General features: G+C 70.5%; 16 protein-coding genes and 1 pseudogene. 5 read left to right on the top strand and 12 right to left on the bottom strand.

Going from position 1 to position 19,004, the window contains the following annotated elements; genetic code table 11:
- Nucleotides 1–134: 134 nt before the first annotated feature.
- Both gabT and ACZ9QC_RS11025 read left to right on the top strand, forming a co-directional pair.
- A complete protein-coding gene (gene gabT / locus ACZ9QC_RS11020; RefSeq protein ID WP_472920002.1) occupies nucleotides 135–1,469 on the top strand; it encodes a 4-aminobutyrate--2-oxoglutarate transaminase in 1,335 nt (444 codons plus the stop codon).
- 389 nt (nucleotides 1,470–1,858) lie between these two features.
- A complete protein-coding gene (locus tag ACZ9QC_RS11025) occupies nucleotides 1,859–2,545 on the top strand; it encodes a phosphatase PAP2 family protein (protein WP_472920003.1) in 687 nt (228 codons plus the stop codon).
- A 152-nt stretch (nucleotides 2,546–2,697) separates the two neighbouring features.
- Here the strand turns inward: ACZ9QC_RS11025 and ACZ9QC_RS11030 are convergent, their stop codons facing one another.
- The 7 genes from ACZ9QC_RS11030 to ACZ9QC_RS11060 form a co-directional block, all read right to left on the bottom strand.
- A complete protein-coding gene (locus tag ACZ9QC_RS11030) occupies nucleotides 2,698–3,150 on the bottom strand; it encodes a hypothetical protein (RefSeq protein ID WP_472920004.1) in 453 nt (150 codons plus the stop codon).
- Between the two features lie 201 nt (nucleotides 3,151–3,351).
- Nucleotides 3,352–4,770, bottom strand: a complete 1,419-nt coding sequence (locus ACZ9QC_RS11035; protein WP_472920005.1) for an NAD(P)/FAD-dependent oxidoreductase — start codon at nucleotides 4,768–4,770, stop codon at nucleotides 3,352–3,354.
- Between the two features lie 38 nt (nucleotides 4,771–4,808).
- Nucleotides 4,809–5,609, bottom strand: a complete 801-nt coding sequence (locus tag ACZ9QC_RS11040; RefSeq protein ID WP_184899932.1) for an ABC transporter permease — start codon at nucleotides 5,607–5,609, stop codon at nucleotides 4,809–4,811.
- Nucleotides 5,610–6,551, bottom strand: coding sequence for an ABC transporter permease (locus ACZ9QC_RS11045; protein WP_472920006.1), 942 nt, complete (start codon nucleotides 6,549–6,551; stop codon nucleotides 5,610–5,612).
- Complete coding sequence (locus ACZ9QC_RS11050; RefSeq protein WP_472920007.1) at nucleotides 6,551–7,723, bottom strand: ABC transporter ATP-binding protein; 1,173 nt, start codon at nucleotides 7,721–7,723, stop codon at nucleotides 6,551–6,553. Before ACZ9QC_RS11050 ends, ACZ9QC_RS11045 begins: the two co-directional genes overlap by 1 nt.
- Before the next feature lie 8 nt (nucleotides 7,724–7,731).
- Nucleotides 7,732–8,976 carry a polyamine ABC transporter substrate-binding protein gene (locus tag ACZ9QC_RS11055; RefSeq protein ID WP_472920008.1) on the bottom strand — a complete coding sequence of 415 codons (1,245 nt, stop codon included), beginning with the start codon at nucleotides 8,974–8,976 and terminating at the stop codon, nucleotides 7,732–7,734.
- 83 nt (nucleotides 8,977–9,059) lie between these two features.
- Complete coding sequence (locus ACZ9QC_RS11060) at nucleotides 9,060–10,595, bottom strand: gamma-aminobutyraldehyde dehydrogenase (protein ID WP_472920009.1); 1,536 nt, start codon at nucleotides 10,593–10,595, stop codon at nucleotides 9,060–9,062.
- 212 nt (nucleotides 10,596–10,807) lie between these two features.
- Between ACZ9QC_RS11060 and ACZ9QC_RS11065 the strand changes: the two genes are divergently transcribed.
- Nucleotides 10,808–11,401 carry an NADAR family protein gene (locus ACZ9QC_RS11065; protein WP_472920010.1) on the top strand — a complete coding sequence of 198 codons (594 nt, stop codon included), beginning with the start codon at nucleotides 10,808–10,810 and terminating at the stop codon, nucleotides 11,399–11,401.
- Between the two features lie 95 nt (nucleotides 11,402–11,496).
- Here the strand turns inward: ACZ9QC_RS11065 and ACZ9QC_RS11070 are convergent, their stop codons facing one another.
- Nucleotides 11,497–12,615, bottom strand: a complete 1,119-nt coding sequence (locus ACZ9QC_RS11070; RefSeq protein WP_472920011.1) for a DUF4190 domain-containing protein — start codon at nucleotides 12,613–12,615, stop codon at nucleotides 11,497–11,499.
- A gap of 234 nt (nucleotides 12,616–12,849) precedes the next feature.
- Here ACZ9QC_RS11070 and ACZ9QC_RS11075 point away from each other — a divergent pair.
- Together ACZ9QC_RS11075 and ACZ9QC_RS11080 are read left to right on the top strand one after the other, a co-directional pair.
- Nucleotides 12,850–14,069: pseudogene (locus ACZ9QC_RS11075) on the top strand (adenosine deaminase).
- 25 nt (nucleotides 14,070–14,094) lie between these two features.
- Nucleotides 14,095–14,802, top strand: coding sequence for a glycerophosphodiester phosphodiesterase (locus tag ACZ9QC_RS11080; RefSeq protein ID WP_472920012.1), 708 nt, complete (start codon nucleotides 14,095–14,097; stop codon nucleotides 14,800–14,802).
- On the opposite strand, the gene ACZ9QC_RS11085 is transcribed toward ACZ9QC_RS11080, so the two are convergent.
- The 4 genes from ACZ9QC_RS11085 to ACZ9QC_RS11100 all read right to left on the bottom strand — a co-directional run bounded on the left by ACZ9QC_RS11085 (nucleotide 14,784) and on the right by ACZ9QC_RS11100 (nucleotide 18,999).
- On the bottom strand, nucleotides 14,784–16,487 hold the full coding sequence (locus ACZ9QC_RS11085) for a sigma-70 family RNA polymerase sigma factor (protein ID WP_472920013.1): 1,704 nt from the start codon (nucleotides 16,485–16,487) through the stop codon (nucleotides 14,784–14,786). The genes ACZ9QC_RS11080 and ACZ9QC_RS11085 overlap by 19 nt on opposite strands.
- Nucleotides 16,488–16,644: 157 nt before the next feature.
- Entirely contained in the window at nucleotides 16,645–17,190 is a 546-nt protein-coding gene (locus tag ACZ9QC_RS11090) for a hypothetical protein (RefSeq protein WP_472920014.1), read from the bottom strand.
- Nucleotides 17,191–17,294: 104 nt separating this feature from the next.
- Nucleotides 17,295–17,954, bottom strand: a complete 660-nt coding sequence (locus ACZ9QC_RS11095; RefSeq protein ID WP_472920015.1) for a YceI family protein — start codon at nucleotides 17,952–17,954, stop codon at nucleotides 17,295–17,297.
- Nucleotides 17,955–18,198: 244 nt separating this feature from the next.
- The gene (locus tag ACZ9QC_RS11100) at nucleotides 18,199–18,999 is read right to left on the bottom strand and encodes an MBL fold metallo-hydrolase (RefSeq protein ID WP_472920016.1); all 801 of its coding nucleotides are present in this window, start codon (nucleotides 18,997–18,999) and stop codon (nucleotides 18,199–18,201) included.
- Between the last annotated feature and the right edge of the window lie 5 nt (nucleotides 19,000–19,004).

Raw genomic sequence — 19,004 nt, forward strand, 5'->3', positions numbered from 1 at the left:
CCCCGTTCCTCCATGTCCAACCCGGACAAGACGAACACCCGACAACGCCCACATGGAGCATGCCCACCCACCGGCCGTCGCCCTAGCCTGCGAGAAAAGAAGCCAAGACGTCCGTACCACCCCAGGAGCCCCACATGAGCGCACTTCCCCAGGAGCGCCGCGTCGTCACCGCCATCCCCGGACCGAAGTCCCAGGAACTGCAGGCTCGCCGTGTCGCCGCCGTCGCGGCGGGCGTGGGGTCGGTGCTGCCCGTGTTCACCGCGCGCGCGGGCGGCGGCATCATCGAGGACGTCGACGGCAACCGGCTGATCGACTTCGGCTCGGGCATCGCCGTCACGAGCGTCGGCGCCAGCGCGGAGGCCGTGGTCCGCCGGGCGACCGCCCAGCTCCAGGACTTCACGCACACCTGTTTCATGGTCACGCCGTACGAGGGCTACGTCGCGGTCGCCGAGGCCCTCGCCGAGCTCACCCCGGGCGACCACGCCAAGAAGTCCGCGCTGTTCAACAGCGGCGCCGAGGCCGTCGAGAACGCCGTGAAGATCGCCCGGTCGTACACCAAGCGCCAGGCCGTGGTCGTGTTCGACCACGGCTACCACGGCCGCACCAATCTCACGATGGCGCTGACCGCGAAGAACATGCCGTACAAGCACGGCTTCGGCCCGTTCGCGCCCGAGGTGTACCGAGTGCCCGTCGCCTACGGCTACCGCTGGCCCACCGGCCCGGAGAACGCCGGCCCGGAGGCCGCCGCGCAGGCGATCGACCAGATCGCCAAGCAGGTCGGCGCGGAGAACGTGGCCGCGATCATCATCGAGCCGGTGCTCGGCGAGGGCGGCTTCATCGAGCCGGCCAAGGGCTTCCTGCCCGCGATCAGCAAGTTCGCCTCCGACAACGGCATCGTCTTCGTGGCCGACGAGATCCAGTCCGGCTTCTGCCGCACCGGCCAGTGGTTCGCGTGCGAGGACGAGGGCATCGTGCCGGACCTGATCACCACCGCCAAGGGCATCGCCGGCGGTCTCCCGCTCGCCGCCGTCACCGGCCGCGCGGAGATCATGGACGCGGCGCACGCGGGCGGCCTCGGCGGCACCTACGGCGGCAACCCCGTCGCCTGCGCGGGCGCCCTCGGCTCGATCGAGACGATGAAGGAGCTCGACCTCAACACCCGGGCGAAGAACATCGAGGCGACGATGAAGGCGCGCCTGACCGCCATGGCCGAGAAGTTCGACGTCATCGGTGACATCCGCGGCCGCGGCGCCATGATCGCCATCGAGCTGGTCAAGGACCGTACGACGAAGGAGCCGAACCCGGAGGCGACCGGCGCGCTCGCCAGGGCCTGCCACCAGGAAGGGCTGCTGGTCCTGACCTGTGGCACCTACGGCAACGTGCTGCGCTTCCTGCCGCCGCTCGTCATCGGCGACGACCTCCTGAACGAGGGCCTCGACATCATCGAGCAGGCGTTCGCCCGCATCTGACACACGTCCGAGCGGGCCGGACACCTGCGCGGGAGCCCGTTCTCCGCACGGCGCTCGCATACGGAATCCCCCATCCGTCCCCGACGTCCCACGCTTCCCGGAACCGGAATCCGAGCCCGGATTCCGGTCCCCGTGGACAAGCGTCAGAGGGCGTGAAGAAGGTGTGCAAGGTGCATGTCGGGTCGCGATTCCGCCTGTCCTCGCCGCGCTCGCTGCCGTAGGTTCAGATGCAGATGAGAGATACACCCCGCCCACAGGGGACTGTGGGTGACACCGGGTCGGGGCCTCCCCAGCTTCGCCCTGGTCGTGCCCTCGCGCACACACTCGGAGCTTCCGGCTCCGGATCTCCTCACCGATCGGATGGCCGCCCGCCCCAAACCCCCCGGGGCGTGCGGCACACCGGTCCGGACGGCCGTCCTCGAACCACCCCCCCTGTTCGAGGACGGCCGACCACCCCCTCGGGCCGCAGCGCCGCTCTCCTCCTTCTCGGCGGCGCCCCGGCCCTTCTCTTCGCCCTGATCACCTGGCAGGTCCTCGCGCGCGGCCCACTGGCCCGCCTGGACGAACGCCTCAGCGACTCGCTCGTCCACCGGGGCGCCCCCACGCAGTTCCTCGCCGACCTCGGCAACATCACGGTCGCCGTCCCGGTCCTCGCCCTCGTGCTCCTGTTCGTCGCGTGGCGTGCGCGTGCCACCGGTCGGGACCACTGGTGGCGGCCGTCCGCCGCCGCGGCCCTCCTGATGGCCGCCGTCCCCCTGTGGGTCGTCCCGCTGAAGGAACTCATCGCCCGGTCCGGCCCGCCGATCATGGGCCCGGGCACGGGTTTCTACCCCTCCGGCCACACCGCGACCGCCTCGGTCGCGTACGGCGCCGCCGTCCTGCTGCTGTGGCCCTGGCTGCGCGGCACCCTCGCGCGCCGCGCGGCCGTCGCCGTCGCGGTCGTCGTGAACGTCGGGGTCGGCTTCGGGCTGGTCCGGCAGGGCTACCACTGGCCGCTCGACGTGGTGGCGAGCTGGTGCGTGTGCGCGCTGCTGCTCTCCTCGCTGTGGTTCGGGGTGCGGCGCCGTCCCGGATGACGTGCGCGCTCCGTGCGACGCCCGTGGTTCAGTTCGACGCCCGTTCGACATCTGTTCGGTGTCCGCCTTCGCGTCGGCCGCACGGGCGGCCGACGAGAGCGGGTGCGGCCGGGGGACGGCCGCTCGTCACGACGCGGGGCGGTCGGCCCCGGCTACCGGTCCTCGTCCCTCGCCAGACTCGCCGCCGCCTCGTGCATGGCCAGTTCGAGGAGGGCCGGGTCGGTGAGGGTGCCGCTGCCGTCCGGCGGGACCAGCCAGCGGACGCCGCCGGTCTGCCGGCCCGGGTACGGCACCACGATCCAGGTGCCGCCGCCCGCGCTGCGCACCCCTGTGCCCAGCCACCGGGAGGCCGTGCCCGGCGGTACGAAGAACCCCATGCGGTCGTCGCCGAAGTCGGCGAGCACGGGCCCGGGTTGATCGATGATGCGGGTGAGGACATCGAGCGTGGGATAGCCGAGTTCACCCGGCAGGATCAGCACGTCCCAGGCCCTGCCGGCCGGAAGCAGGGCGACCCCCAGGGGGTTGCGCTCCCACTCCCAGCGGCAGGCCTCGGGATCCGGTGACACGGATGCCAGCCACTCGACCGCCGTCTTGGCCCCAGTCATGACAGGGACCTTCCTCTCTCTAGAGCTCCTGCGGACGCGGTTTCGCGTCAGGAGCACAGACAGAGGTTCCGGCCGCGCATTACGCGGGTTCTGGCGATTTCTTGGTGGTGAATGGCGTAAGGCGGTCGGACAGGGCGCACGCCTGTCGATCACGAGTGCGCCCGCACGCCCTCTCGACCACGGGTTGCGGTGCCCGCTGCCTCAGCTGTCGAAGCCCAGCCCGAGCCGGTCCATGGCCTTCAGCCACAGGTTGCGGCGGCCCGCGTGGGAGTCGGCTCGGGCCAGCGACCACTTGGTGAGGGCGATGCCGGTCCAGGCGAACGGCTCCGGCGGGAACGGCAGCGGCTTCTTGCGCACCATCTCCAGCTGGGTGCGCTCCGTGCGCTCCCCCGCGAGGAGGTCCAGCATGACGTCCGCGCCGAACCGGGTGGCGCCCACGCCGAGCCCCGTGTAGCCGGCCGCGTAGGCGACTCTGCCCTGGTGGGCGGTGCCGTAGAACGCGGAGAAGCGGGAGCAGGTGTCGATGGCGCCGCCCCAGGCGTTGGTGAAGCGGACGCCCTCCAGCTGCGGGAAGCAGGCGAAGAAGTGCCCGGCCAGCTTGGCGTACGTCTCCGGCCGGTCGTCGTACTCGGCGCGCACCCGGCCGCCGTACTGGTAGACCGCGTCGTAGCCGCCCCAGAGGATCCGGTTGTCGGCGCTGAGCCGGAAGTAGTGGAACTGGTTGGCCGAGTCCCCGAGCCCCTGTCTGTTCTTCCAGCCGATCGACGCCAGCTGGTCGGCGGTGAGCGGCTCGGTCATCAGGGCGTAGTCGTAGACGGGGACGATGTACGCGCGGACGCGCTTGACCAGGCTGGGGAAGATGTTGGTGCCGAGCGCCACCTGCCGGGTACGGACCTGGCCGTAGGGGGTGCGGACGGCCATGCCGGCGCCGTACGCCTTCAGGTTCAGCGCGGGCGTGTGCTCGTAGACCCGGACGCCGAGGTTCAGGCAGGCCCGCTTGAGGCCCCAGGCGAGTTTGGCGGGGTGCAGCATGGCCACGCCCCGGCGGTCGTACAGGCCCGCCTCGAAGGTGGGTGAGGCGACCTGGTCGCGCACGGCGTCGGCATCCAGGAACTCGATGCCGTCCGCGAGGCCCTTGCGGGCGATCTCGTCGTACCAGTCGCGCAGCTCCCAGGCCTGGTACGTCTCGGTGGCGACGTCGATCTCGCCGGTGCGTTCGAAGTCGCAGTCCAGGCCGTGGCGGGCGACCGCCGCCTCGATCTCGTCGAGGTTGCGGGCGCCCAGTTCCTCCAGCTTGTGGATCTCGTCGGGCCAGCGGGCGAGGCCGTTGGCCAGGCCGTGGGTGAGGGAGGCGGCGCAGAAGCCGCCGTTGCGGCCGGAGGCGGCCCAGCCCACCTCGCGGCCTTCCAGCAGGACGACGTCCCGTCCGGGGTCGCGCTCCTTGGCGTTCAGCGCGGTCCACAGTCCGCTGTAGCCGCCGCCGACGACCAGCAGGTCGCAGGTCTCGGCGCCGGTGAGCGCGGGCTCGGGGTGGGTCTTGCCGGGGTCTTCGAGCCAGAACGGGACCGGCTGTGCGTCGGAGAGAGACCTTGTCCAACGGTTCATGGCGCTCGGGGCCATGATTTCAACTCCCTACAGAGTCATCGAAACGAGCGGCGTCATGCCTTCTGCCGCTTTCTGCGATTTCCGATGGCCATTCCGGCCACCACGAACAGTACGGCGACCAGGAACATGGCCGTACCGACGACATTGATCTGGACGGGTGTGCCGCGCTGTGCCGAACCCCAGACGAACATGGGGAAGGTGACGGTCGAGCCCGCGTTGAAATTGGTGATGATGAAATCGTCGAAGGAGAGCGCGAAGGCGAGCAGCGCGCCCGCCGCGATACCGGGTGCGGCGATCGGCAGGGTGACCCGGACGAAGGTCTGGACGGGCCCGGCGTAGAGGTCGCGCGCGGCCTCCTCCAGCCTCGGGTCCATCGACATCACCCGTGCCTTGACGGCGACCACGACGAAGCTGAGGCAGAACATGATGTGCGCGATGAGGATCGTCCAGAAGCCCAACTGAGCACCCAGATTGAGGAACAGGGTGAGCAGCGAGGCGGCCATCACGACCTCGGGCATCGCCATCGGAAGGAAGATCAGCGAGTTGACGGCGCCGCGCGCGCGGAAGCGGTACCGCACCAGCGCGAAGGCGATCATCGTGCCCAGGGCGGTCGCTCCGAGCGTCGCCCAGGCGGCGATCTGGAGACTGAGCGAGAGCGAGCCGCACAGGTCGGCGACACCGCACGGGTCGGTCCAGGCGGCGGTGGAGAATTCCTGCCACTCGTAGTTGAAGCGGCCTTTCGGCTGGTTGAAGGAGAAGACCGTGACGACGATGTTCGGCAGCAGGAGATATCCGAGCGTCAGCAGTCCCGCGATGACGACGAGTCGGCGCTTGAGCCAATTGACGAAGGCCATTTAAACCAGGTCCTCCGTCCCGGACTTTCGGATGTAGGCCGTGACCATGAGGAGGATCGCGGCCATGAGAAGGAAGGAGAGCGCCGCCGCCGTCGGATAGTCGAGGATCCGCAGGAACTGGCTCTGGATGACGTTGCCGATCATCTGGGTGTTGGTGGAGCCGAGGAGTTCGGCGTTCACGTAGTCGCCGCTGGCCGGGATGAAGGTCAGCAGGGTGCCGGAGACGACGCCCGGCATGGAGAGCGGGAAGGTGACCTTGCGGAACGTGGTGAACGGTCGGGCGTACAGGTCGCCGGCCGCCTCGTGCAGCCGTCCGTCGATGCGTTCGAGGGAGGTGTAGAGCGGCAGGATCATGAACGGCAGGAAGTTGTACGTGAGGCCGCAGACCACGGCGAGCGGGGTGGCCAGCACCCGGTCCCCGGCGGTGAGGCCGAGCCAGCTGGTGACGTCCAGGACGTGCAGCGTGTTGAGGGCGCCGACGACCGGGCCGCCGTCCGAGAGGATCGTCTTCCAGGCGAGGGTGCGGATCAGGAAGCTGGTGAAGAAGGGGGCGATCACCAGGATCAGGATCAGATTGCGCCAGCGGCCGGCCCGGAAGGCGATCAGATACGCCAGCGGATAGCCGAGGAGCAGACACAGGACCGTCGCCGAGCCCGCGTAGAGCACCGAGCGCAGGAACTGCGGGTAGTACTCGCTCAGCGCGTCCCAGTAGGTCGCGAAGTGCCAGGTGACCTGGTAGCCCTCCTCCAGCGAGCCCGTCTGCACGGACGTGGAGGCCTGGTAGACCATCGGCATCGCGAAGAAGACCAGCAGCCAGATCAGACCGGGCGCGAGCAGCAGGTACGGCGTCCAGCGGCCTCGTCTGCGGGGCGGTTTCCCAGTGGCCGGGACCGGGACGAGGGGTGGAGGTGCCTCGGCTTCGGTGAGGGTTCCGGTCGACATCAGACGGCCGCCCCTTCGTCCACACCCGCGTCGATGTCCTGGGCGGCGTCCAGGCCGAACGTGTGCGCGGGGCTCCAGTGCAGGACGACCTCGGCACCGGGGACGAGCCGGGTGTCGCGGTCGATGTTCTGGACGTAGACCTCGAACTCGGGGCAGACCGAGCTGTCGATCACGTACTGTGTGGAGACGCCGATGAAGCTGGTCGCGGCGATCGTCCCGGTGATGCGGTTGCGGCCGACCGGGATCTCCCCCGCGTCGTCCGCGTGGGTGAGGGTGATCTTCTCGGGCCGTACGCCGACGAGGACCTTGCCGCCGGTGGTGGCGGGCGCCGCATACCGGGCCTCGGGCAGGATCAGCTTGCCGTCACCCGCCTTCAGCACTATGTCGCCGCCGCTGCGGGAGTCGACCTCGGCCTCGATGAGGTTGGAGGTGCCGAGGAAGTTGGCGACGAAGGTGGTCCGCGGGTTCTCGTACAGGTCGGAGGGCGAGCCGAGCTGCTCGACCCGGCCGCCGTTCATCACGGCGACCGTGTCGGCCATGGTCATGGCCTCCTCCTGGTCGTGCGTGACATGGATGAACGTGATGCCGACCTCGGTCTGGATACGCTTCAGCTCCAGCTGCATCTGGCGGCGCAGTTTGAGGTCGAGGGCGCCGAGGGGCTCGTCGAGGAGGAGCACCTTGGGGTGGTTGATGAGGGCGCGGGCGACGGCGACGCGCTGCTGCTGGCCGCCCGAGAGCTGGTGCGGCTTCTTGCGCGCCTGCTCGCCGAGCTGGACCAGGTCCAGCATCTCCTCGACCTGCTTCTTCACGCTCTTGATGCCGCGTCGGCGCAGGCCGAAGGCGACGTTCTCGAAGATGTCGAGGTGCGGGAAGAGGGCGTACGACTGGAAGACCGTGTTCACCGGCCGCTTGTACGGGGGCAGGTGCGTCACGTCCTGATCGCCGAGCCGGACGCTTCCGCAGGAAGGTTCCTCCAGGCCCGCGATCATGCGCAGGGTGGTGGTCTTGCCGCAGCCGGAGGCGCCGAGCAGGGCGAAGAAGGATCCTTCCGGCACGGTCAGGTCGAGCGGGTGCACGGCGGTGAAGGAGCCGTAGGTCTTGCCGATGCCGGAGAGGCGGACGTCGCCGCTGCCGTCGTCCGCGGCGTTCTTGCTGCTCTTCTTGCTGGTCATCGTCCTCGTCACGCCCCTGTCAGCTTCGCGAACTTCTCTTCGTACGCCGTCTCTTCCTTCTGGCTGAGGGAGCGGAAGGCGCGGGACTTGGCTGCCATGGCCGCGTCGGGAATGATCAGCGGGTTCTTCGCCGCGTCCGGGTCGATCTTGGCCAGCTCCGCCTGCACACCGTCGACGGGGCACACGTAGTTGATGTACGCGGCGAGTTCGGCGGCCGGCTTCGGCTCGTAGTAGTAGTCGATGAGCCGTTCGGCGTTGGTCTTGTGCCGGGCCCTGTTCGGGATCAGCAGGTTGTCGGTCGAGGTCATGTAGCCGCTGTCGGGGATGACGAAGTCGACGTCCGGGGTGTCGGCCTTGAGCTGGACTACGTCACCGGCCCACGCGATACAGGCCGCGAGGTCGCCCTTGGTCAGGTCCGAGGTGTAGTCGTTGCCGGTGAAGCGGCGTATCTGGCCCTGGTCGACGGCCTTCTGCAGGCGGGCGATCGCCGCGTCGTAGTCGTCGTCGTTGAACTTCGCCGGGTCCTTGCCCATGTCGAGCAGGGTCATCCCGATGCTGTCGCGCATCTCGGAGAGGAAGCCGATACGTCCCTTCAGCTTGGGATTGTCGAGCATGTCGGAGACGGACCTCACCTCCTCGCCGTCCAAGGCCTTCCTGTTGAAGGCGATGACGGTCGAGATCCCCTGCCAGGGGTAGGAGTAGGCCCGCCCCGGGTCCCAGTCCGGGCTGCGGAACTGCTGGGACAGGTTCATGAAGGCGTTCGGCAGGTTGGACGCGTCCAGCTTCTGGACCCAGCCGAAGCGGATCAGCCGGGCGGCGAGCCAGTCGGTGACGCAGATGAGGTCGCGTCCGGTGTCCTGGCCCGCGGCGAGCTGCGGCTTGATCTTGCCGAAGAACTCGACGTTGTCGTTGATGTCCTCGGTGTACTTGACCTTGATGCCGGTGCGCCGGGTGAACTGGTCCAGGCTGGGGTGGCGCTTGCCGCTGTCGTCGACGTCCATGTACTCGGTCCAGTTGGAGAAGTTGACCTCCTTCTCCTTGGCCGAGTGGTCCTCGGACGAGCCGCCCGAGGTGCTCTTCGCCGCGGGGATGCCGCAGGCGCTCAGCGCCCCGAGCCCGCCGACCGCGAGTGCGCCGCCCGTTCCGGCGCGCAGCAGTGAACGGCGGCTGAGCGCGGCGCGGCCGCCGGTGAGGCTGCGCCGTACGGCGGCCACCTGGGCCGGTGAGAGGCGGTCGGGCTCGTACTGCTCCATGCGCGTGGTGCCCTTTCGGAGGTGCCCTTTCGGGAGGGTGGGCGGGGGCCGGCCGGGGGTCGGGCGGCCGGCCCCCGGGCTGGCTAGCGGTCCCCGAAGATCGTGCGGTGCCAGTCCTTCCTGGCGATCGCCGTATTGTCGAACATGACGTGCTTGATCTGGGTGTACTCCTCGAACGAGTACGCGGACATGTCCTTGCCGAAGCCGGACGCCTTGTAGCCGCCGTGCGGCATCTCGCTGATGATCGGGATGTGGTCGTTGACCCACACGCACCCGGCCTTGATCTCGCGGGTGGCGCGGCCCGTGCGGTACACGTCCCGGCTCCAGGCGGAGGCGGCGAGTCCGTACGGGGTGTCGTTGGCGAGCCGGATGCCCTCGTCGTCGCTGTCGAACGGCAGGACCACGAGCACCGGGCCGAAGATCTCCGCCTGGACGATCTCGCTGTCCTGGGGGGCGTCCGCGATCAGTGTGGGCCGGTAGTACGCGCCGTTCTCCAGCTCGCCCCGGGGCGCCTCACCGCCGGTGACCACGCGCGCGTACGCGCGTGCCCGCTCGACGAACGCGGCCACCCGGTCGCGCTGGACGTGCGAGATCAGCGGGCCGAGGTCGGTGCCCGGGGCGAAGGGGTCGCCGAGCCGGACGGTCTCCATCAGGGCGGCCGTCCGTGCGACGAACTCCTCGTAGAGGGGCCGCTGCACGTACGCGCGCGTGGCGGCCGTGCAGTCCTGGCCGGTGTTGATGAGGGAACCCGCGACCGCGCCGTGGACGGCGGCCTCCAGGTCGGCGTCGTCGAAGACCACGAACGGGGCCTTGCCGCCGAGCTCCAGGTGGATGCGCTTGACGGTGGCGGTGGCGATCTCGGCGACGCGCCTGCCGACGGCCGTGGACCCGGTGAAGGAGGTCATGACCACATCGGGGTGGCCGACGAGGTGCTCGCCGGCCTCCTTGCCGGTGCCGGTGACGATGTTGATCACGCCGTCGGGGAGACCGGCGTCCGTGGCGGCCTGCGCGAAGAGCAACGAGGTGAGCGGGGTGAGCTCGGCGGGCTTCAGGACGATCGTGTTGCCCGCGGCGATCGCCGGGAGGATCTTCCAGGCGGCCATCTGCAGGGGGTAGTTCCAGGGCGCGACGGAACCGACGACACCGATGGGTTCACGACGTACGTACGAGGTGTGGTCCCCCGAGTACTCGCCCGCCGACTGGCCCTGGAGGTGGCGGGCGGCACCCGCGAAGAACGCCGTGTTGTCGATGGTGCCGGGCACGTCGAACTCGCGCGTCAGTTTGAGCGGCTTGCCGCACTGCAGGGACTCGGCCCGCGCGAACTCCTCCGCCCGGTCGGCCAGGACCGCGGCGAGGCGGTGCAGCGCGTCCGATCGTTCGCCGGGCGTGGTGGCGGCCCAGCCGGGGAACGCCGCGCGGGCGGCGGCGACGGCCGCGTCCACGTCGTCGGGTCCGGCCAGCTCGTAGGTGAGGACCTCGTCGCCGGTCGCGGGGTCGACGACCGCGTGGGTGCGGCCCGACGTGCCCTTCGTCGGGCGGCCGGCGACGAACTGCGCGCCGACCGCGAAGCGGTCCTGTGCGGGGAATCGTTCCGGGGTGGCGGTGCCCGGGTTCTGCATGTCGCTCTCCTCCGCCGGTGCCCCTCTGTCCCTCGGGGGCGGGTGGCGTAGCTCCAGCTCGATTTGAGTGCCGATCCTGACAGAGCTGGGCGGCACCAACAAGTGATTCCGTTGTTGCCTTTTGGTTACGCGACGGAATCTGTCGACCAGGTGTCCAGTCGACCCAGGAAAACGAGGACGGTTTGTCAGTGGTTCCTGCCAGACTCGTCGGCATGGAGAAGATCGATTCTTGGGACACGCTGACGGAGGCGGTCCGCACGGGGGCAAGGGTCAAGTACCTGCACTTCTGGGGGCACCGGCCGCTGCCGGACGGCCGGATCGGCGCGAGCTGTCTGAGCCAGTGGTGGCCGTCGCCGTTCACGGTGGACGGCGTGGAGTACGCGACGGCCGAGCACTGGATGATGGCCTCGAAGGCCCGTCTGTTCGGGGACCCGGAGGCGGAGCGCAAGGCCGTGGCCGCGTCGAGCCCCGCGCAGGCCAAGAAGGTCGGGCGGCTGGTGCGCGGCTTCGACGAGGCGCTGTGGGAGCGGGAGCGCTTCGGCATCGTCGTCGAGGGCAGCTTCCACAAGTTCGCCGCCCACGCCGACCTGCGGGCCTTCCTCCTGGGCACGGGCCACCGTGTGCTCGTCGAGGCCAGCCCCGTCGACCGGGTCTGGGGCATCGGGCTCGCGGCGGACGACGAGCGCGCCATGGACCCCGCGCGCTGGCGGGGCCCCAATCTGCTGGGCTTCGCGCTGATGGCGGCCCGGGAGAGACTGGCGAGCGGGGACGCTCCGCTGGAGGCGGGGGGCGCGGTCCGGGGGTGACCGGGGGCGTCGTCCGGGGACGACACGGCGGGGGGCGGGCGGCTGCGGGCGCGTCGTGGCTGGTCGCGCAGTTCCCCGCGCCCCTGACGGGGCGCCTACACGCCGCCTTCCCTCACCGGCAGCACCAGGGACAGCGACGTGGAATAGCTGTCGTCGAAGGGGTCGGTGTCCGAGTCGTAGCCGTCGTTCTCGGACGCCAGGACGAGGAGGACGATGAAGCCGATGCCGAGCAGGATGCCGGCGGCTCCGCAGATGATCCCGGCCAGGGCGTGCCCCGGGTTCGTCGCCTCGCCCCGGCGTGCCTTGGCCCGGCCGACGAAGCCGAAGATCACGGCCATGATCCCGAGCAGGATCGCGAACGGCCACAGACAGAACAGCACGGCGGCGCAGATGCCGAGCACCATCGCCGCGATCCCGATCCCGTTGCTCGGCGGCGGCGCCAGGACGGGCCAGGCGTAGCCCGCTCCCGGGCCGGGGTAACCGGCGCCGGGGTGGGCCTGCGCACCCGGATACCCCGGGTACTGGGGGTAGCCGTACGGAACCTGTCCCGGCCCTTCGGGGCCGATGGGCGGAGGAGGTACGGCGGCGCCGGGGGCGCCGTAGGGCGCGGAGGCCACGGGCGGCGGGTAGGACGCGTGGGGCGCTGGGTGTGGTTGATGTGCTTGGGCCGCGCCGGGCGCGGGCGGGGCGAACGGATTGGGGGCAGGGGCGGGCGATGGCGTGGGCTGCCGGTCACCCGGGGGTGCGAACGCGCCGGGAGCGGACAGAACCGTCATCTGGTCGTGCGGCGAGGGCGCGGAAGGGGTGGGAGGAGCGGCAGGGGCGGCGGGGTTGCCCTGAGCCGGGGTGTCGGCCGGCGCGGCCCAGGGATCGTACGGAGCCTGGGGTGCGGGTGCGGTGGACGCGCCCGGAGCCGACCACGCCGGCGGAACCGGGGCCGCGGTCTCGGCGGATCCGGCGGGCCCCACCGGCCGCTCGCCCTCGGCGAAGCCCGCCGCGTCGACGGAGTCGGCGGAGTTGCTGGCGTTGGTGGAGCCGGTGGACCCTGTCGGCGTGCTCGGCTTGTCGAGGGCGACCGTCGGAGTCGGTACCGCGTCCTCCGTCACCGTGGGGAGCGTGGCGCCGTCGACCACCGTCAGCGGGACGGCGTCGTCGGTCACCGTCGGCAGCGTCGCACCGTCGACCACGGTCAGCGGGGCGGCGTCGTCGGTCACCGTGGGGAGCGTGGTGCCGTCGACCACCGTCGGCGATAGCGCGGCGTCGCCCCGTGGGGGCGCCCACGGGGCCGGCTGTGGAGCGGCCGGTATGTCCGGAATCGGTGCCTCGTCGGCTGACATGCGCGGGTCCCCCTGTGACGTTCCGTGCCGTTCCGCGTCGCATTTGCGTCGGACGCGTTCATCGGACACGTTCAGCTGTACGTTCGGTCATGCTAAGGCCCGGGGTTCGATGTGTGGACGGGCGCCTACGATGATCCTCGAGTCACCGATCAGCCGATCACCCGCGTCCCCCGCGGCAGACCACGGTCCGGGGCGGACGCCGTTCCCGGGGAGGAACCTTGACCGACCACCGCACCGCGCAGGGCGTGCCCCTGAGCCCCGCCGTCGCCGACACCGCCGCCACCCCCGGCGCTCCCGGCACCCGCGACCTGCACGCCTTCATCGCCGGTCTGCCGAAGGCCGAACTGCATGTGCACCACGTCGGCTCGGCCTCCCCCCGCATCGTCTCGGAACTGGCCGCCCGCCACCCCGACTCCCAGGTGCCCACGGACCCCGAGGCTCTCGCGGACTACTTCTCCTTCACGGACTTCGCCCACTTCATCCAGGTGTATCTGTCCGTCGTCGACCTCATCCGCACCCCGGAGGACGTCCGTCTGCTGACGTTCGAGGTGGCCCGGGACCTCGCCCGGCAGCAGGTGCGGTACGCCGAGCTGACCATCACCCCCTACTCCTCCACCCGTCGCGGGATCGAGGAGCGGGCGTTCATGGACGCGATCGAGGACGCCCGGAGGGCGGCGGAGGCCGAGTTCGGGACCGTCCTGCGGTGGTGCTTCGACATTCCCGGCGAGGCGGGACCGGCCGCGGCCGAGGAGACCGTGCGACTCGCCACCGATGACCGGCTGCGCCCCGAGGGACTGGTGTCGTTCGGCCTCGGCGGACCCGAGATCGGCGTGCCGAGGCCGCAGTTCAAGCCGTACTTCGACCGGGCGATCGCGGCTGGGCTGCACTCCGTGCCGCACGCCGGCGAGACCACGGGGCCCGAGACGATCTGGGACGCGCTGAACGAGCTGCGCGCGGAGCGCATCGGCCACGGCACCAGCGCGGCCCGCGACCCGAAGCTGCTGGCCCATCTCGCCGAGCGGCGGATCGCCCTGGAGGTCTGCCCGACCTCGAACATAGCGACCCGAGCGGTCCGCACCCTCGACGAGCACCCCATCAAGGAGTTCGTGGAGGCCGGTGTGCTGGTCACCGTCAACTCCGACGACCCGCCGATGTTCGGCACGGACCTGAACACCGAGTACGCGGTGGCCGCCCGCCTCCTCGGCCTCGACGAGCAGGGGGTGGCCGCGCTCGCGAAGAACGCCGTGGAGGCGTCCTTCCTCGACGAGCCCGGCAAGGCCAGGGTGACCGCCGAGATCGACACCTACACCTCGGCCTGGCTGACCCTCTGATCCGATCGGCACCGGAACCACCACCATGCGCACCGTGACAGCCGTCGCCCATCGCGGCGCCCCCTACCGCCACCGCGAGAACACGCTCGCCTCCCTGCGGGCCGGGCTCGAACTGGGCGCGGACGTCGTCGAGTTCGATGTACGGACGACCCGTGACGGGGTGCCGGTCCTGCTCCACGACTCGACGCTGCACCGGCTCTGGGAGGTGGACCGGCCGCTGGCCGCGCTGTCCGCCGCCGAGCTGCGCGGGCTGACGGCCGACGGGGTGCCGACACTGGCCGACGCGCTGCACGCCACCGAGGGCAGCCGCGTCATGGTGGATCTGCCGGGTGCGGTGAACACGCGGGCGGTGCGACAGATCCTCGGCGTCGTGCGGGAGTGCGACGCCGAGGACCGTGTCTACTACAGCGCCGACCCGCGGACCGTGCTCGCGGTCCGCGCCGCCGCTCCCACGGCCGAGCTCGCCCTGACCTGGAAGACCTCCGCACCGCCGCGTCCCGCCCTGCTCGACGCCATCCGTCCGCGCTGGCTGAACTACCGCTTCGGTCTCCTCACCCGCCCCCTGGCGGCCCGTGTCCACCGGGACGGCTATCTCCTCTCCGCCTGGACCCCGGACACCCGACGCTCCATGCGCCGCCTGCTGTCCTGGGGTGTCGACTCGATCACCACCAACCGCGTCGACGCCCTGTGCGCGCTCAGAGCGAGCGGTGAGGGCTACACCTCGGACCGTTGAGGCACGGTCGCCGCGTCCGCCGGCCTCTCCCGTGTGACGTACTGCGGCACCGGCGCCGAGTCCTTGCCGTCGTCGCGGACGAGGCCGTAGCGGATGGCCCCCCGGTCGGGGCCGACGGTGATGTCCTCGGTCACGGCGTCCCAGGTGGAGAGGGCGACGGTGATGTTGTAGTCGGCGCCGCGTTCGTTCTGGGTGAGCGTGACCCTGCCGTCGAGGTAGAAGTACTCGTTCTGCCACATCTGCTGGGTGCCCTCGGGCAGGACGGTGTAGCCGGTGTCGGGGCCGCCCATGCTCGAGGTCCTGCCGTCGGCGGAGGTCGGGTCGTCCATGCGGCGGCCGCCGCCCGAGGCGACGTGGAAGAGCTTGCCCTCCAGGCCGGTCCAGGCCGGCATGACCAGTCCGCCCGGCCGGTACTGGGGCAGGATCTGCCAGCGGACCAGGACGTACCCCCGGCCCGTGAACGTCACGTTGTCGCCCCGGTGGTTCATCGCGGTCCGCGGGCCACCGCTGCTGGTGACGCCGGACTCGGGCCGGCGCGGGAGGGCGGCGGGCGGGGTGTCCGGGTCCGGTGCCCGGTCCGTCACGTCGACGACCGTGCCGTACAGGTTCTTCGGCTCCTTCTCCTTCTCCTTCTTCGGTGACGGGGAAGGAGAGGGGGACGGTGAGGACGACGGCGACGGGGTGCGCGGCGGGGTGCGGGGCGCCGGGGACGCGGGCCCACGGGCCGTGCTCAGCGCGGTCGGCGCGGCCTGCGCGGGCCGGTCCTCGGGGGCTTGCGTCACCACGTACGCGCCCCCGGCGACCACCGTCGCACTCGCCGTCACCGCGACGGCGGGCTTGGCGAGGGCACCGATCACCTTGGCGGACCAGCTCACGGAGGCGGTCGCGGTCGTCGCCGCCACGGCCGTCTTGCCGCCGAACGCCAGGGACAGGGTGAAGCCGACGGGGACGGGAACCAGGGCGAGCCCGACGAGGAGCCGTTCGGCGGGGACGACGGCCTCACCGGGGCGGCCGTGGCCGTCGCAGCGGGCGCAGCCGCGGATGTGCCGGGCAATACGCTTGCGCCACACCGAGTCGGGCTGCCCGCTCCAGCGTGCGGTGACCCGGCCCAGGTCGGTGCAGGAGGAGTCGAGGGCACGGACGATGCCGCGCGCGGTCTCCAGCCGGGCCTTCATCCGCTGGACGCGGACGGCGGCGTGCTGCCGGCTGATACCGACGGCGGCGGCGAGTTCGCGCCGGGTCAGTTCGCCCGCGACCTCCAGCCACCACAGCGACAGCAGTTGCCGGTCCTCGTCGTCGAGCCAGCGGACCGCTTCCGCGACCTCCTTGCGTTGCCCTTCCAGCTGCAACCGCAGCACGGTCAGTTCGGCGAAGTCGGCGGCGCCGTGGGCGTCGTGGTCGTCGAGGTGGTCGGCGGTGCGGCGCCGCGCCCGGTCCCGTATCTGCCGCATCGCGATCGCGACCAGCCAGGAACGGAAGCTGTCCGGATCGCGCAGCGTGTCGAGGTTGTCGACGGCGCGCAGCATGGTCTCCTGCACGACGTCGTCGACGTCGGCGTGGCCGTTGAGTGCCCGGCCGACGATGTTGTAGACGAGCGGCAACCAGCCCTCGACCAGTTCGTCGAGGGCGCGCCGGTCCCCCGCCTGCGCGGCCGCGATGGTGGACCGCCACTGCCGCCCGTCCACGTACGTCCCCTTCGATCCCGGTGGGCTCACCCTGTTCACTCGGCTGTGTTCCGTACCTTCTCAGCCGTCGTTCCGGCTTGGGGAACCTCCGAGGCGGAGATCACACCGCTCACACTGCTCATACGGCTCGCTCCTGCATATGGGGAGACAGGGGTGCCTACGGAGACGGTGTGGAGGCGGCCGGGATAACACTTTTTCGGTCCCATCCGCCGGTGAGGGCCTCCAGCCGCTTGATCCGCCGTCGTACGACGTGGAGCGGGATGATCCCGAAGACCCCGAACGACATGTCGATCACGGTCCACCAGAAGGGGATGTCGCGGATCGGCCCGCAGATCAGGGCCAGCGGGATGATGCCCGCGCAGGCGATCATGCCGAACTCGATGACCCAGATGTTGCGGACCGGGTCACGGTAGGGGCCGTAGAAGGCCACCGCGATCACCAGGTGCGCAAAGGCCAGCCAGTCCGTGCCGTACAGGAGGAACGGGTAGGTGGCGTCGGCCTCGTCGAGTCCCGCCCGCACCCGCTCGATCCACTCCACGAGCGCCGGCAGGTACTCACCGACGGACAGCGACCGCAGCAACTCCTCGGTCCAGCGCAGCTCGTGGACCAGCGGGAAGGCCGTGGCGCCGCTCAGCACCAGACAGACGACGAAGAAGACCAGCCACGCACGGATGCCCTTCAACAGGGCGGCTCTGTCGCTCATGCCGTGAGCGTACGCCCCTACTTGAACGCGTTCAAAAGTGGGGGCCCGACAGGTGTCGGACCCCCACGGGAACACGGATTCGCGGCGATCAGCGCGACGGACCGTCAGCCGCCGGGGGCCGAGCGGATCGCGGCGATGTCGAACTGCAGGCGCACCTTCTCGCTCACCATGGCGCCGCCCTCCGCGAGGCGCTGGTTGTAGGTGAGGCCCCATTCGGAGCGATTGATGGTGGTGGTCCCGTCGAAACCGACCCGCTCGTATCCGAACGGGTCCATGACGTGCCCGATGTAGGTGAGTTCCAGGTCGACGGGACGGGTGACGCCCTTGATCGTGAGTTCACCGGCCATGCGGTAGACATCGTTGCCCACGAGACGCACCGCCGTACTGACGAAGCGCATACGTGGATAAGTCGCGGCATCCAGGAAATCGCGCCCCATCAAATGGGCATCACGTTGTTCCACGCCGGTGTCGACCGACGTGGTGGACAGCACTATCTCGGCCCGTGAACGCGAGGGATCACGGCCGTCGAAATAGAGTCGACTCTGATACTCGGTGAACGCACCTCGCACGGTCGTGACCAGGGCGTGCCGGACGGAGAAACCGATACGGCTGTGCGCCGCGTCGATCATCCATTCGCCGGTCAGCATCGTGAGGGCGGGGTCGGACGTGCCGTCGGGAGCGAATTCCCCGGACCCGTGGGGGAGTCGCGAGGCTGTGGGGGCTGCCGGGCGGCGCAGGGACGCAGCACGGGTGAACAGGTTCATGATTCACGTAACTACGGCACGACGAGATGCGCCGCAACCCTTGGTCGACGGATTCGTCCGGTCCGAATCAACCGCGAAAGGCTGATAAAACGCCACCGTACGTCAGGCCATTACAGCATCTCCACAGGGTCGCCACGAATACGCTCGCCCCAATTCCCCCCGGAACGGCCTGAAGAGAAAGGGAGTCAGACGTATTCACCCAAGGCCGTACAGAGTCGTACGGGGCCATTGCGGAGTCATTGCGTCATGTGGTGCTCTTCGGCAGCAGTCCACGGGCGAGGGTGTCACGGGCCGCCGCCAGGTGGCGCCCGGCCCGCGCGAGCGAGATCTCGTGATGGCCGGGGAACAGCGCGTCCACGTCCAGCGCGGCCAGCCGGGTCAGACTGGCGGCGTACTCGGGGACCCGGCAGTCGTGCAGGTTCTGCAGGGAGACGCGTCCCCCGGTGAAGACACAGTCCCCGGAGAAGAGTGCCTGGTGGTCGGGGGTGCGCAGGTGGTAGCAGAGGTGGCCGTCCGCATGCCCGGGCGTCGCGACGGCCCGCAGGGCCACACCGCCGCCGAGGTCGATCTCGTCGCCGTCGGTCAACGCCTCGACCTGGGGGCAGGGGGCGAAGGCATAGTCGGCCGGGTAGTACCCGGAGGCCTTTCCCCGGTCCAGGCTGACGCCCGCTTCGTCTCCCGTCGCGATCCAGCCCGTGGCCTCGGCGCCGGCCAGCACGCGCAGTCCGGGCAGCCGTTCGGCGAGCGCGGCGGCTCCGCCCGCGTGGTCGGCGTGGCCGTGGGTGAGAAGGAGATGACCGGGGTCGGCGCCGGTGGCACGCACCGCGCGCACGATCGCCTCGGCGGACCGACCCGCTCCGGCGTCCACGAGCACGCTGTGCCGGGCGCCCCGCACCAGGTAGACGTGACAGTCCAACGCGTCGCTCAGATCGAATCCGTACGCTCCGCTGGCGACGAGCGTGACATGGTCGGTCAGCCGCATGACGGCCCTCCTGCTCTCGATACCGACGAGGTCGGAGAGGACCGCCCGACAGTTCGGCCGCACGACGA

It is taken from the genome of Streptomyces sp. HUAS MS02, from assembly GCF_055702265.1.